13 protein-coding genes are annotated in these 14,568 nt (G+C 46.1%); 5 read left to right on the top strand and 8 right to left on the bottom strand.

Going from position 1 to position 14,568, the window contains the following annotated elements:
• Positions 1 to 7: 7 nt before the first annotated feature.
• Complete coding sequence (locus BST99_RS01465; protein WP_105000225.1) at positions 8 to 1,264, top strand: ammonium transporter; 1,257 nt, start codon at positions 8 to 10, stop codon at positions 1,262 to 1,264.
• A 288-nt stretch (positions 1,265 to 1,552) separates the two neighbouring features.
• Positions 1,553 to 2,302, top strand: a complete 750-nt coding sequence (locus BST99_RS01460) for a DUF6733 family protein (RefSeq protein ID WP_105000224.1) — start codon at positions 1,553 to 1,555, stop codon at positions 2,300 to 2,302.
• A gap of 86 nt (positions 2,303 to 2,388) precedes the next feature.
• Here the strand turns inward: BST99_RS01460 and BST99_RS01455 are convergent, their stop codons facing one another.
• From BST99_RS01455 to BST99_RS01445, 3 genes are all read right to left on the bottom strand, one after another.
• Positions 2,389 to 3,072, bottom strand: a complete 684-nt coding sequence (locus BST99_RS01455; RefSeq protein ID WP_245916152.1) for a DUF1684 domain-containing protein — start codon at positions 3,070 to 3,072, stop codon at positions 2,389 to 2,391.
• A complete protein-coding gene (locus BST99_RS01450; RefSeq protein ID WP_105000223.1) occupies positions 3,041 to 4,468 on the bottom strand; it encodes a hypothetical protein in 1,428 nt (475 codons plus the stop codon). The genes BST99_RS01455 and BST99_RS01450 overlap by 32 nt, the downstream gene beginning before the upstream one ends.
• A 71-nt stretch (positions 4,469 to 4,539) precedes the next feature.
• Positions 4,540 to 4,989, bottom strand: a complete 450-nt coding sequence (locus BST99_RS01445; protein WP_105000222.1) for an Lrp/AsnC family transcriptional regulator — start codon at positions 4,987 to 4,989, stop codon at positions 4,540 to 4,542.
• A 115-nt stretch (positions 4,990 to 5,104) separates the two neighbouring features.
• On the opposite strand from BST99_RS01445, the gene BST99_RS01440 reads away from it, so the two are divergent.
• Positions 5,105 to 5,524 carry a hypothetical protein gene (locus BST99_RS01440; RefSeq protein ID WP_105000221.1) on the top strand — a complete coding sequence of 140 codons (420 nt, stop codon included), beginning with the start codon at positions 5,105 to 5,107 and terminating at the stop codon, positions 5,522 to 5,524.
• Positions 5,525 to 5,526: 2 nt separating this feature from the next.
• On the opposite strand, the gene BST99_RS01435 is transcribed toward BST99_RS01440, so the two are convergent.
• Positions 5,527 to 8,985 (bottom strand): methylmalonyl-CoA mutase family protein, encoded by a 3,459-nt coding sequence (locus BST99_RS01435; RefSeq protein WP_105000220.1) that lies wholly within the window; start codon positions 8,983 to 8,985, stop codon positions 5,527 to 5,529.
• Between the two features lie 150 nt (positions 8,986 to 9,135).
• On the opposite strand from BST99_RS01435, the gene BST99_RS01430 reads away from it, so the two are divergent.
• Entirely contained in the window at positions 9,136 to 9,858 is a 723-nt protein-coding gene (locus BST99_RS01430) for a DUF4197 domain-containing protein (protein WP_105000219.1), read from the top strand.
• A 267-nt stretch (positions 9,859 to 10,125) separates the two neighbouring features.
• Here BST99_RS01430 and BST99_RS01425 read toward each other — a convergent pair whose 3' ends face one another.
• Positions 10,126 to 10,914 carry an alpha/beta fold hydrolase gene (locus BST99_RS01425; RefSeq protein WP_105000218.1) on the bottom strand — a complete coding sequence of 263 codons (789 nt, stop codon included), beginning with the start codon at positions 10,912 to 10,914 and terminating at the stop codon, positions 10,126 to 10,128.
• Positions 10,915 to 11,107: 193 nt separating this feature from the next.
• Here BST99_RS01425 and BST99_RS01420 point away from each other — a divergent pair, with 193 nt between their 5' ends.
• Complete coding sequence (locus tag BST99_RS01420) at positions 11,108 to 11,305, top strand: hypothetical protein (RefSeq protein WP_105000217.1); 198 nt, start codon at positions 11,108 to 11,110, stop codon at positions 11,303 to 11,305.
• Positions 11,306 to 11,307: 2 nt separating this feature from the next.
• On the opposite strand, the gene pyrF is transcribed toward BST99_RS01420, so the two are convergent.
• The 3 genes from pyrF to BST99_RS01405 all read right to left on the bottom strand — a co-directional run bounded on the left by pyrF (position 11,308) and on the right by BST99_RS01405 (position 14,499).
• Complete coding sequence (gene pyrF / locus BST99_RS01415; protein WP_105000216.1) at positions 11,308 to 12,135, bottom strand: orotidine-5'-phosphate decarboxylase; 828 nt, start codon at positions 12,133 to 12,135, stop codon at positions 11,308 to 11,310.
• Between the two features lie 3 nt (positions 12,136 to 12,138).
• On the bottom strand, positions 12,139 to 13,215 hold the full coding sequence (prfA, locus tag BST99_RS01410) for a peptide chain release factor 1 (RefSeq protein WP_105000215.1): 1,077 nt from the start codon (positions 13,213 to 13,215) through the stop codon (positions 12,139 to 12,141).
• A 102-nt stretch (positions 13,216 to 13,317) separates the two neighbouring features.
• Positions 13,318 to 14,499 carry an AIR synthase related protein gene (locus BST99_RS01405; RefSeq protein WP_105000214.1) on the bottom strand — a complete coding sequence of 394 codons (1,182 nt, stop codon included), beginning with the start codon at positions 14,497 to 14,499 and terminating at the stop codon, positions 13,318 to 13,320.
• Positions 14,500 to 14,568: the final 69 nt, after the last annotated feature.

Genomic DNA, 14,568 nt, shown 5'->3' with positions numbered 1-14,568 from the left:
AACGAAGATGGAAACAGGACTTTTTACGGTGAACAATGTATGGATGATGGTCTGTACAGGACTGGTTTTCTTTATGCACCTCGGTTTCTCCTTTTTGGAAATCGGTTTGACACGCCAAAAGAATACCGTCAATATTCTTTTCAAAAATGTATTTATAATCTGCGTTGGCCTTCTTGTGTATTATATTGGAGGATTTAACCTGATGTATCCAGGATTTGAAACCGGGGACGCTGGCTTCTTTAAGTTTGCCGGTTGGGGTATTTCGGCCCCTGAAAACGGAATGACTCCCGACTATGCAGAGGGAGGATACACCTGGTGGACCGACTTTTTATTCCAAGGGATGTTTGCCGCTACGGCAGCGACCATTGTTTCCGGTGCTGTAGCCGAGCGCATCAAACTGGGGGCCTTTATGATCTTTACCTTGATTTATGTAGGTCTTGTTTACCCAATTGTTGGATCCTGGCAATGGGGTAAAGGTTTTCTGTCTACCATGAGCTATGGTGAATCAGCCGGTTTTTACGATTTTGCCGGTTCCACTTTGGTTCACTCTGTAGGAGGTTGGGCGGCACTAATCGCAGTCTTCCTCTTAGGTCCTCGAATTGGTAAATTCAGTGCAGACGGCAAGCCCCAGGCTATTCCTGGACACAACTTACCTCTTGCGGCCGCAGGGGTTCTTATTCTCTGGTTGGGGTGGTTTGGTTTCAATGGAGGCTCGGTCTTGTCAGCAGACCCAGCAGGCACCTCTTTGGTGCTTGTCACCACTTCTTTGGCCGCAGCAGCCGGCGGAGTTAGTGCCTTTTTACTCTCTACGATCATGTACAAACAATACGATCTAACCATGTTTCTCAATGGAATTCTCGGCGGGCTCGTGGGCATTACCGCAGGTGCGGATTTGATGAGTCCTAACGAAGCCGTAATGATTGGCTTTCTGGCTGGGTTAATTATCGTTCTTGGGGTGGCACTCATCGACAAACTCAAACTCGACGATCCAGTTGGAGCTATTGCAGTTCACCTTGTTTGCGGAATTTGGGGAACCCTGGCAGTGGGGCTATTTGGATCCAAAGCGAGTGTAGATCAGTTTCTGGTTCAGTTGGCAGGCGCAGGAGCGGTAGCTACCTTTTGCACCCTCACTGCCTTTGGCATCTTGTTTACACTCAAGAAAACAGTTGGAATTCGTGTAAGCGAGCAAGAAGAATTAGAAGGGCTGGACATCCACGAACACGGAATGGATGCTTATGCGGATTTCCGTATGAATCAGCACTAAAAATAAACGGAGCGTTTGGCAGAACACTCCGTTTTAGAACCTTATTACTTAACACATTCAGGTAGATCAAGACCTTTAAAAAGGTGTTTAATCCGTGTATTATGATAACAGGTATCGTTCTTCAAAGTAACAAAAAAAGACTTAGAAAGGCACCTTCTTCACGGAACACCAGTGGTCCTCTACAAAAAGAACTTTCCATTGCAAGACCTCAGGCTTGAAAATATCAGTAAAGGGCTGATATAATGGGAATTATAACCAATTATTAATCCTTTTTAAATCTTAGAAATTATGTTGAAGAAAAAAATAATCCTGCTCTCCCTTTTAGGCACATTGGCAATTACAGGCAAGAGTTTCGCACAAGAAGAAGTCGGTATTGACGATAAAGTAGGCGTGGGGCTTAGCCTCAACCACGATGCCTTTTTCGGCTTTAACCCGATGATGGCTGTGTCTTATTCGCTGAACGAAACCGAGGCTTTGACTTTTTATGGTATTCAGTGGGGCGCTGGAACAGGATCTGCCTGGGGTCAGTGGACAGAATTCGGTATTGGATACAACAAAACAATAGGAGCCTTCGATATTAACCCTCAATTGGGTTTTACCATGGGTAGCCTCTTGTCCAGTGGAGCAGCTCAACCGGGTGTTATTGGGGATGGTATCGTTCCTAACCTAACCGTTAACCTGGGTACGGAAGAACTCGAAGGTCAGGCATACTTCGGATACTATGCAGCCTTGAGTGATGAAACTGCAGCCGGAAATGCAACAAACAACTACATCCACTACTGGCTGAACTTGGGGTACAAAGTCTCTGATTTCTTCTCTGTAGGAGGTCACTTCGAAGAATTGTACCTCTCTGGTGGAGAAGTTAATGGCGGAGGTGAGCTCGATCGTGTAGATGGCTATGTTTGGCTAGGACCATACATCCAGTTTCAAAAAGGAAATGCCGGACTTCGCTTTTCTTTCGGAGGAAATCTAGCGGACGAAGACAGCCGTTTTGCTCCTAACGACTTTTATAAATTATCTTTCTTCCTATCCTTATAATCAAAGGACGAAAGCCAACCATGATAATTATTCTTTAGGGTTTACTAGTGAAAAAAGTCCACTTGAAAGAGTGGGCTTTTTGTTATCTATTTATGCTGCCAGGGCTCGGGGTATTTGACACCTGCTGGAATCTCAATCGAAAGTCTGTTCTGTGCAGGCAACAAGGGGCAAGAGTATTTGGCATTGTATGCGCAATAGGGGTTGTAAGCTTGATTGAAATCCAGCAGGACGTCCTCCCCTTGAGGTATACTCAGGTCCAAATATCGTCCCCCAGGGTAACTATCCTGCCCATTGGTATCGTCCCCAAAAGGCAAAAAAAGAAGGTCGCCTTGACTGGCCTGACCAGCCGTATCAATTTCTTGGTACACTTGTAGCTGATGCTGTTGTCCGTCAAGTTCAAATTGCAGTATGCCGTAAATGCGCTCTCTAGATTTGCGACCGGTGGTTGTGGGCATCCAAAAAGGTGTGCTGTCGGCACTGCGCGAAAACTGAGCTTTGACCCGATAAGCCGCATTGAGCGGAAAGAACGAAAGCTCTTCAAACCTTTTGAGATCTTTCTTTTTTAGGGGCGAATCTTTAGGATCGCTGAATTGGCGGTTCAAGTCGGCTTGGAAATAATACGCTTCTTTTAATTCCGGCGTGATTGCACCTTCTTCGCGTTTATCCAGGTACTTCTTTTCTTGACATCCGCTAAGGAGCAAAACCGCCACAAGCAAAGCCGCGGGCAGTAAGACTTTTTTATTTTGGCTGATAACGGGAACCTTTGTCAAAATATCGATCGATTAGAGCATTGAATTCAGGCGTAATACGCAACAGCGCCGTGTCCTCCAGCTGGTATAAGCTCGCCCGGTCTTCATAGCCCGTTTTAAGTAGTTCTTCCAAATAAAATAAAGCCGTTCCATAGTCTTCACGGTACGAACTCAGAGAAGCTACCTTCAGGTAGGCTATTGGACTATCCGGCAAGGTCAAGGTTTTTAGCATCCACAGATAGAGGGTTTCGTCAAACTCTTTGGCATTCTTTTCAGTCTCCATAAGTTCCAGGTTATCGTCCAGCAGGGCATTCACAAAGCTCTTTAAACGATAACCCATTTCCTGTTCGCGTACATTACTACTTTTCAGAAATTCGGCAATATCGGCCAATTGCGAATTCCACCAACCCAGGTTATTGAAATTGGTGACCTCCATGTCTTCCTGCAGGTAGTAGATATAATCCTCCTTGAGTATTTCTTCTTTAAAGAAAGCTCCCTGCTCTTCGCGCTTTTGGGAGCGGAATAATTTGCTCTTTTTCCATTCTTTTTCCTGCTCTGACCAATCCTGATTTTTATTCAAACCGGTGAAAGACACCTTCCAGGCCGCAATCCACTGCAAAGCTCTCTGAGCCTTTCCTTTGGCGTACAGACGCTGGACCTGCCCATTAGCCTCCACAAAGGATTGATTGATATAGGCGGTATCTCGGGGAGTGTACTGGTCCCTCATAGAAGCCAGTGTAAGCATGCGCAAAGCCCGTCCTAGGGTGGCTTCGTGTTCTTTCTCCTGATCCACAGAATCCACAATTTCTTCCAGCAGAAGTTGATTTCTGAACTTAAGTCGGTTCAGAAGTTCTACATCCAAGGTCATGATCGGATAGCTAAAGTCTGTGGGTTTGATGATACCGACAAAGTGGAAAGAATTCTTGGTGCTGATCAATTGCTGATTGGCCAGTCCGGCCCCATCTGATATCACCCCCTCCACATCTTTCAGCAAAACCGGAACCAGATTAGCAAAGCGGGCATTAATTCCTCGTCCGTAGGTGTAGACTCGTCCGAGATGAATAGGAAAAAGGGCCTTGATGGACTCAATCATCCGACCGGTTACCAATACATTATCCGTAATACTCAAGCTATCACTGACTTGATGACTGGCAGCGAGCATATATCCTTCTCGATCCGCCAGTTTGGTGAGCTTACGCAATTGATCTGTTGATTTACCCTGAAGATTGTAGACCAGAAGGATGGGCCATTTGCCCTGCTGTTTGAATCCCTTGGGCAGAAAGATGGAGTAGCTTTCTCCGGCACCTACCACGGGAATAGAATCGTAGACCTCACCTGGCTTAATGGTGAATTGTTGGGCATTTACCCATATGTAAAAGAAGCTAAAGAGAAGAAGAGTGCTGTGTTTTTTGCTCATGCCAGGTACGCATCAAAAATCCCGCCAAAACGCGGTCTGCTTAACAAAGATATTGAAAATGATTCCCCCTATCAATCCTTTTTTGCCAGAGGTCTACCCAATGGATTTTGCGCAATTACCTGAGATAAAACAACATGGGTTCTGGTTTCACCATAGGCAATGAGTAAATCGATAAAGCGCTCTAAATGACCCTGATCTTCCAAGACCACTTCCATGATAATATTCTCGGTCCCGGTGATACGGTAGCAATTTCGTACTTCTCGCAATTGAGGTACTTTATCCAATAAAGGACGCAATTTTCCGACAAAGGCCCTCAGGGTAATCATCGCCTGAAATTGATAACCCAATGCTTTAGGATCAACAATGGCCTTGTACCCACGAATGACTCCCAGATCCTCCATTTTCTTCACCCGATCGCTAATCGCTGGTGAACTCATTCCGAGCTCTTGGCCTATCCGAGTAAAAGGCATTCGTGCATCCTCCTGCAAAGCTTCCAGTATTCTAAAGTTAACTACATCCATTATTTAGGCTTTAAATCTAAATTTAATTAATATTTAAAGCATATTATCGTTTTTGCCTTAATTTTTTAAGATATAATATACTTTACCTCTAGTAACTTTGATAAAAAGAAAAATTGTGTCCCAAGAAAGCGATTCTTTAAAACTGCGTCTGTTTTCCCGAACCCATGAGGTGGCTGGTATTGCCAATGCCTTGTCAGCCTGCTATGGTTTTACAGGAGAAAAGGAGCCTATAAAGACCTACGCTTACCCTTGGATGACCTCCTTTCCGAGCCGAAAACGAGTTGCTTCTTTAAGAGAAGAAATTTCAGAAGCCCTGCGCTATGAGTCCAGCATTTTGATGGAGCTCGTTCAATCCCTCCAAGAAAGACGTACAAGCAAGCCCGGCAGGCGCTGGGGAACAGCTACCAAAAACCTTTTGTCCTATATCCGTGGCCTAGAAAATGACGGGGTTCAAGATCGCGAATACCTGGAACTCTTCCGTCAAGAAGTCCTTCTTTTTCAAAAAGACTGGAAGAAGCTTAGACGCTTGTCTTAAGCTTACATATTTCTTCGGTACTCTCCCCCCACTTCGAATAAGGCCTGGGTAATTTGTCCTAGAGAACAGTACTTAGCCACTTCCATCAAGTGCTCAAATAGGTTCTCGTTGTTCACCGCTGCCCTTTGCAGGTCCTTAAGCCTATCTTCCGTACCCTCAGAATAACGTGTATGTAGCAAGCCGAGGGTTTCGATTTGACGTTTCTTTTCGTCTTCAGTCGCTCGGATAACTTCGGCAGGCAGTACCGTTGGTGATCCTTTAGAACTCAAGAAAGTGTTCACTCCAATGATCGGATATTCTCCGGTGTGCTTCAGCATTTCGTAGTGCAGACTTTCTTCCTGAATTTTTGAACGCTGATACATGGTTTCCATCGCTCCAAGTACGCCACCTCTTTCGGTGAGACGATCGAATTCCATCAGCACGGCTTCTTCCACCAAGTCGGTTAACTCATCGATAATAAAGGATCCCTGTAGCGGGTTTTCGTTTTTGGCCAGACCCAACTCCTTATTGATAATCAATTGAATGGCCATGGCCCGTCGTACCGATTCTTCTGTCGGTGTGGTTATGGCCTCATCATAAGCATTGGTATGCAAAGAATTACAGTTATCGTAAATCGCATACAAGGCCTGCAGGGTCGTTCGAATATCATTAAAATCAATCTCTTGAGCGTGCAGGCTTCTTCCAGAGGTCTGAATGTGGTATTTCAACATTTGCGCTCGAGGATTGGCTCCGTACTTATCGCGTAAGGCTTTAGCCCAGATACGTCGAGCCACTCGACCAATAACCGCGTACTCAGGATCCACTCCGTTGGAGAAAAAGAACGAAAGGTTGGGCCCAAACTGGTTGACATCCATCCCCCGACTCAAGTAGTATTCCACATAGGTAAATCCATTGGCCAAGGTAAAGGCCAACTGAGTAATGGGGTTGGCTCCCGCTTCAGCTATATGGTAACCGGAAATAGAAACCGAGTAGAAGTTTCGTACTTCTTTCTCAATAAAGTAGGCCTGCACATCTCCCATCAGGCGAAGAGCAAACTCCGTTGAAAAAATACAGGTGTTTTGTGCCTGGTCCTCCTTGAGAATATCGGCTTGGACGGTTCCTCTAACTTGAGATAGGGTCTCGGCTTTGATACGCCGATAGACCTCGGCCGGCAAGACCTGATCTCCTGTACAACCCAAAAGCATTAAGCCCAGTCCGTCATTCCCCTCTGGCAAATCACCGGCATATTGTGGTACCGACAAACCGTGGTCTTTATAAAGTTTTTGAATTTTGGCGCTAACCTCTTTTTCGAGGCCCTGCTCGCGAATGTATTTCTCGCAATTCTGATCAATCGCGGCATTCATAAAGAAGGCCAACAACATGGGGGCCGGACCATTGATGGTCATACTTACCGATGTCATCGGATTACTCAGGTCAAAGCCAGAATACAGCTTTTTGGCATCGTCCAAGCAACATATCGATACCCCGGCATTTCCGATTTTCCCGTAAATATCAGGTCGGTGATCTGGATCTTGTCCATAGAGGGTTACCGAATCAAAGGCAGTCGAAAGGCGCTTGGCCGGCATTCCCAGGCTAACATAATGAAAACGACGATTGGTTCTCTCTGGCCCGCCTTCACCAGCGAACATACGGGTGGGATCCTCACCGGTTCTCTTAAAGGGATAAAGTCCTGATGTAAATGGGAAACGTCCCGGTACATTCTCTTTTCGCAACCAGCGCAGAATATCTCCCCACGCCTGGTAAGAAGGTAGAGCGACTTTGGGGATTTGATTTTCGGACAAAGAGGTGGTGTGGGTAGGAATTCGAATCTCCTTTCCTCTCACCTCAAAGATGTACTCCTCATTTTTATACCGTGTCTTGGTTTCAGGCCATTGCGCTAACTCTTCCCAGTGGTGAGGATTGAGCTCGAGCTTTACCCGATCAAATTCTTCCAGCAGACGCTCGGCCAATTCCTTCTTTGCGGGATCTGAGATTCCGCTGAGTATTTGCTCCCGATCCAGGTCCTTTTTATTGACAAACTCGCCTTCCGGCAGCGCTTTGCCCACTGCTTGGGTCAAACCAATGATAGACTGATACAAGCCATACAGATGTTGGGCCACCGTTGCCTGGTGTTCCGTTGCCTCTTTATAAAGCCTGTTGCCTTCGGCAATTTCAGACAGGTAGCGGGTCCTGGCCGGAGGTATGATATAAATTTTCTCACTTTCGCCCTCATTTAATTTCGATTGACTGGCGAGGTCCACTTCACACTTCTCCGAAATCACTTCCATGATTTGGCGATAAAGGGTATTCATTCCAGGATCGTTGAATTGAGAGGCAATCGTTCCAAATACGGGCAGGCTCTCCGGATCTTCTTCCCAGAGATTATGATTACGCACGTATTGTTTGCGCACATCACGCAGGGCGTCCAAGGCACCTCGTTTGTCAAACTTATTGATGGCGACTAAATCCGCAAAGTCGAGCATATCGATTTTTTCGAGCTGTGTTGCCGCTCCAAATTCAGGAGTCATCACATAAAGCGAAACGTCGCTGTGTTCCAGAATCTCCGTATCGGATTGACCAATACCCGAGGTCTCTAGAATGATCAAATCAAACTTGGCCCATTGCAAAACCTGCAGCGCATCTGCAACATACTTAGAAAGGGCCAGGTTGGATTGTCGTGTCGCCAATGAACGCATATACACCCGAGGATGATCGATGGCGTTCATTCGAATACGGTCTCCGAGTAGTGCGCCTCCCGTTTTTCGCTTACTGGGGTCGACCGAAAGGATAGCCAGGTTTTTTTCCGGATGCTCCAAAAGAAAACGACGAACCAACTCGTCAACCAAACTGGACTTTCCTGCCCCTCCGGTACCTGTTATACCCAGTACAGGACTTGGTTGAGCAGGCGCTTCCCACCCTTTAATTTCTTCGTTAAAATCTTCCGCACGGTTCTCTGCCAATGAAATGAGTCGGGCGATAGACACCACGTCTTTTTGCTCTAATCGCTCGCGCAAATTGGCCTTGCGGTCTGCTGGCATATCCGGCGTTGGAACATCACTGCGTTGGATCAAATCGTTGATCATCCCCTGTAGTCCGAGTTCACGTCCATCGTCTGGTGAATAAATGCGCTCGATACCATAATCCATCAGGCTCTTGATCTCTTTTGGTAAGATTACTCCGCCTCCGCCTCCAAAGATTTTGATCTGTCCGGCATCTTGTTCCTGAAGCAAGTCATACATGTACCGGAAATATTCGTTGTGCCCTCCTTGGTAAGAAGTCATCGCAATCGCCTGAGCGTCTTCCTGAATAGCACAGCGAACCACCTCTTCCACACTGCGATCGTGCCCGAGGTGAATAACTTCAGCACCACTGGATTGCATGATTCTTCGCATGATATTGATGGAGGCGTCATGACCATCAAAGAGCGAAGCAGCGGTTACAATTCTAATTTTGTGTGTAGGGCGATTTGGATTTTGTTCCATTGATAAAAAAAGAGCGTTTTCGGCCCTGCAATTTACGGAATACGCACTCAAATCACCGAAACATTAAGAAAAATATAGTCGTTAGAAGGCTGATTTTTATGCTCGAGCAGCTGCACTCGATCTTTGTACCTTTAACTCAAACTCTAGACCATGAAAACAGCTCCGGCAAAATGGGTTCTCATTCTATCCCTCTTTGTATTTAGTGCCTGCGACGAACTACAACAGGTAGTCAGTCAACTTCCCAACCAAGGTCCAGTTACGGAAGTAGAAATTGCCCAAGCCCTTAAAGCTGCACTCCAGCAGGGAATTGACCAAAGAGTATCAGGCTTGGCAGACGAAGGGGGTTATTTCAATAATCCTCTGGTTCGTATCGGGCTGCCTTCCGATTTACAAAAAGTAGATAAAGCCCTTAGGGATATCGGACTGAGCAAATTGGCAGATGAAGGTCTTAAAGTACTCAACCGCGCTGCGGAAGATGCCGTGAGTGAAGCTATACCCGTTTTTGTCGATGCCGTCAGCGGGATCACCTTTGCCGACGCTAAGAACATTCTCCTGGGCGACGAACTTGCGGCTACCACTTTTTTAGAAGGCAGAACCCGGCAAGAATTGTACAACCGTTTTTTGCCTATCATTCAAAGTTCATTTGCCAAGGTTGGAGCCGATCGTATTTGGTCAGATCTGATCACGCGCTACAACAATATTCCCCTCACCAGAGATGTCAATCCGGATCTTTCGGCCTATGTAACGGGGGAAGCCCTCGGGGGAGTTTACCAGGTTATTGGGGAGGAAGAGAAAGAAATTCGCTCCAAAGTTTCTGCGCGCGGCACCCGGCTTTTACAAAAAGTTTTTGCTCTGCAAGACCAGAGAAATTAAGGGAAACACCCTACAAATCCGACCCGTTTATCGAATCTTTGATAAAAAGACTGGAAAAACTGCAATAATTTTTCTGCGGGTACCGTTTGCTTTGTAAGCAACCCTAGATTATAACCAATTCCTAAAAGTGACTTTTACTTCTTCATTACACGGTAGAAGGACTTTTGAACCGGATAATCTGAGTAAGCATTTTTGAGTTAGTTAGTTAAAAACCGGCCTTGATGGGCCGGTTTTTTCTAGACTATTTTCTAGTCTTAAGAAGGTGGATTAGGAACGACTCAGCCCGTTGAGGTAGCTGATAACCGTCTCATTAAAAACAGTAGGCTGTTCTACATTGACCACGTGCCCGCAATTCTCAATGACATGGAGTGAAGAAACCTGGTGTGCATTGACCACTTTCTGAACACTCGGTAAAAACAGGTAATCCTCCTCACCCATCACATAGAGGGTGGGGATTTTAATATCAACTGAGCGGAAGAACCTCAACAGTGGATTGATTTCTGAAGTGAGCCTGAACCAACGGATAAATTCTTTTTGGTAGAGCTTCTTAGCCTCTCGCACAAAAAGAGATCGGGATTCGCGGTGGTTCTTGTTCGGCATGATAACAAAAGCGAAGAACTTGTACAACCAGAGGTACGGGACAACCGACTTAAAAAGAACACCCAAACGCATCAAGACCTGTGAACGGAAATTCAATTTAAGAATCGCCCCGCCCATGATCATGCTCTGTACGCGATCTGGGTAACGCTCCGCCAAATTTCGAATCAGGATGGTACCCAAGGAAATCCCGATAAAATGAGATTTTTCGATACTCTCGTGGTTAATTACCTCTACAATATCATCTGTAATAGAGTCAAAGGTGTACTTATCGTTAAAAGCCTCCTTTAGATTGGGTTGTGAATTTCCGTGCCCGCGCAAATCGAGCAGGAGAATATTGAAGTGCTTTTTAAAATCACGCAGTTGCTTGAACCAAATGGTAGAACTGCCTCCAGCGCCGTGAACGAAAGTCACCCATTCATCGGACTGGGCATTGGGATAAACAGTGTAGTGGATCAAGCTTTATTTTTTGACAAATTACAACTTTTCTTACGAAGTCCTTTTTTCATTCTTTCCCCATTTTAGGTCTTTCTTCACAGGTATTGGCCTGGTTTTTGGACCAATAACCAATAAATTCGGTTCAGTAACCAAGGAGGTATGGGGTTCAACCCATTCCCCTGTATTACTTTTATAAGACCAAAATCTTACCGTCATGTTACAACAAAATTGCAAAGTTGGGAATATTACTCCCATCGAAGGACTTAACGAAGCTTTTAGCATCCTGGAATCTCGTTACCAACACTTTAATGAGCTTGCTGCCCGAAGCCTGAAGAAGGATCCTCTTCGCGGAGAATTCTTTCAAGCCAAAGCCGAACAACTCAAAAAATTATTGGACGAACTGGGCGTTTAAACTCAAGAAAATACCCTTTGCTTCTTTAATTCTTCGGCCATTTGCTGTTGAAGTACCCGGGCTTGCTCACCAGCCACTTGAGCGAAATCTTCCGCGCTTGAAGCATAAATGATTCCTCGTGAACTATTGACAAGGAGTCCGACTTCCTTATTCATTCCTGCTGCACAGACCTCGTCTAATTTTCCACCCTGTGCCCCAACACCGGGAATCAAAAGAAAACTCGCTGGTACTAATTGTCGAATCCGTTCGAGGTATTCCGCTTTGGTGGCACCCACCACATACATCAAGCGCTCGCTATGGGCGTAGGTCTGAGAGGTAGTAAGCACCTCTTCATAGAGGGGAGCTTCTTCTCGTGTCGTTTGAAAGTCTTTGGCTCCTTGATTGGAGGTCAAAGCCAACAAAACACAAAAGCGTTTTTCAAAAGCCAAAAAAGGCTCTACCGAATCTCGGCCCATATAAGGGGCTACGGTCACCGCATCGCAGTCCATCTGTTCAAAGAAGGCCCTGGCGTACTGGGTAGCTGTATTGCCAATATCCCCTCGTTTTGCATCAGCAATAATGAAGTGATTTGGGCATGTCTCGTTGAGATAAGCTATGGTCTTTTCTAGAGATTGCCAGCCCGCAGCTCCCCTGGCTTCGAAGAAAGCCGTATTGGGTTTATACGCTACACAGTAGTCCTTAGTATGATCAATAATGGCCTTGCAAAAGGCAAAAAACGGATCTTCCAAATCCCGCAGGTGTGCAGGAATCTTTTGCAAATCGGGGTCTAAGCCCACACAGAGGAAAGATGATTTTTCCTGAATTTGTTGAACGAGTTGTTCCTTGGTCATAGCCTAAATAAGATCTGAAGCCTCTTTTAACTTTTCGGTATTTTCTACCAACATCAGCTCATCAATGATTTTCTGAATATCTCCATTGATGATGTTCTGTAAATCGTATAAAGTCAAGCCTATTCGGTGATCCGTCACCCGGCCTTGAGGGTAATTGTAAGTGCGGATTTTGGCGGATCGGTCTCCACTGCTCACCTGGGAATTTCTTTTGGCCGCATCGGCTTCTTGCTTTTTGGCCAATTCCAAATCGTATAGACGAGAGCGCAGTACTTTGAACGCCTTTTCTTTGTTCTTGTGCTGAGACTTCTGGTCCTGGCATTGAGCCACCAATCCAGTAGGAACGTGGGTTAAGCGAACTGCAGAGTAAGTGGTGTTAACCGATTGTCCTCCTGGTCCTGAAGAACAGAAGTAATCGATTCGAACATCCTTGGGGTCAATCTGTACATCGAAGTCTTCTGCCTCCGGAATGACCATGACCGTCGCAGCCGAGGTATGTACACGACCCTGCGTCTCGGTTTGAGGTACTCGTTGTACCCGGTGCACTCCAGCTTCAAACTTGAGGGTTCCGTAAACATCTTCCCCACTGATTTCAAAATGAATTTCTTTATAACCACCACTTGTACCCTCAGAAAGGTCCATGATGTTTGTTTTCCACCCTTTGGATTCGCAGTATTTGGAGTACATCCGGAAGAGGTCTCCAGCGAAGATACTGGCCTCATCACCCCCGGTTCCCGCGCGAATTTCCATGACCACATCCTTCTCGTCCTCTGGGTCTTTGGGAATAAGGAGATATTTGATTTCTTCTTCGAGTTGTGGGAGGGATTCCTTGGCCTCATCCAGTTGCATCTTGGCCATCTCCACCATTTCGGCGTCGCTGCCATCCGCAAGAATCGCTTCCGCTTCTTCTAAATTGGCAAGCACTTCCAGATACTCTTTGCGCTTGTCCACCATCTTCTTGAGGTCCTTGTACTCTTTATTGAGTTTGACATACCTCTTCTGGTCTGCAATGATATCGGGCTGAATGATTAAATCAGCTACCTCATCAAAGCGCTGTTGAATAATATTGAGTTTGTCGATCATGCCGTGAAATCTATCCGGAGGGCGAATTTACAGCTTTTTGGCCGTATGGCTAGTCCTCTAAATCCCCCCTTTATTGACAATAAACCAAAAGTTACGAAAAGGCTAGCGGTAGTCAAATTGACCAAAAGCACTTTTTATAGTCAGGCTTTTAGTATCGGAAGCTTCCACCCGACCAATGCGTTGTGCAGGGATTCCGAAGCTTTCTGAAATCGCGATGAGTTGATCCGCAACTTCCTCAGGCACATAGTACTCCATTCGGTGACCACAGTTGAAGACCTGGTACATTTCTTTCATCGCCGTACCCGATTCTTCTGAGATCATTTGAAAGAGCGGTGGCAAGGCAAAAAGGTTGTCCTTGACCACGTGTCCTTTCTCCAAAAAGTGTAAAATTTTCGTCTGGGCACCTCCACTGCAATGCACCATCCCGTGGATATGCTGGGTTCCGATCTCATCGATGACCTTCTTGGCTACGGGAGCGTAGGTACGGGTCGGAGAAAGAACCAACTTACCAGCATCTAAAGGAGTTCCAGAGACCTCTTCCGTCAAGCGACGAGAACCCGTATACACCAAATCCTGAGGAACACTGGGGTCAAAACTCTCGGGGTATTTGGCGGCCAGGTCCTTGACAAAGACATCGTGTCTTGCCGAAGTAAGGCCATTGCTTCCCATTCCGCCATTGTACTCCTTCTCATAAGTGGCTTGACCATCGGAAGCTAACCCTACGATGACATCTCCTGGGCGAATGTTGGCGTTGTCGATCACCTGATTCCGTTTAATACGGGCAACAACTGTGCTATCGACAATGATCGTTCTGACCAAATCTCCCACATCGGCCGTTTCCCCACCGGTACTGTATATCTGCACACCAAAAGAAGCGAGTTCCTCAATCAACTCTTCTGTTCCTTCAATGATGGCTTTGATCACCTCTCCTGGGATCAGATTTTTGTTTCGGCCTATGGTGGAAGAAAGTAAAATTTGATCCGTTACCCCTACACAGAGTAAGTCGTCCAGGTTCATGACCAGGGCATCTTGGGCAATCCCTTTCCAAACCGATAAATCCCCGGTTTCTTTCCAATACATATAAGCCAGAGAACTCTTGGTTCCTGCCCCATCGGCATGCATGACCAAAGCTGCCTCCGGATCGGCGGTTAAATAATCGGGTACGATCTTGCAGAAAGCCTTGGGATAAAGGCCCTTATCTATATTTTTGATCGCTGCGTGCACATCCTCTTTAGAAGCCGAAACTCCCCGTTGTGCATACCTACCATCTGCCGCTTGGCTCATATGATTTCCTGTTTTGCGCAAAAGTAAATGAATTTCAGAGAGTCGCGGTGTCCTATCAGTTTGTTTAGG

The organism is Aureicoccus marinus (assembly GCF_002954325.1).
Lineage (GTDB): Bacteria > Bacteroidota > Bacteroidia > Flavobacteriales > Flavobacteriaceae > Aureicoccus > Aureicoccus marinus.
Note: the sequence above shows the minus strand (reverse complement) of the source record. Positions and strands in the feature narration are given on the sequence as shown.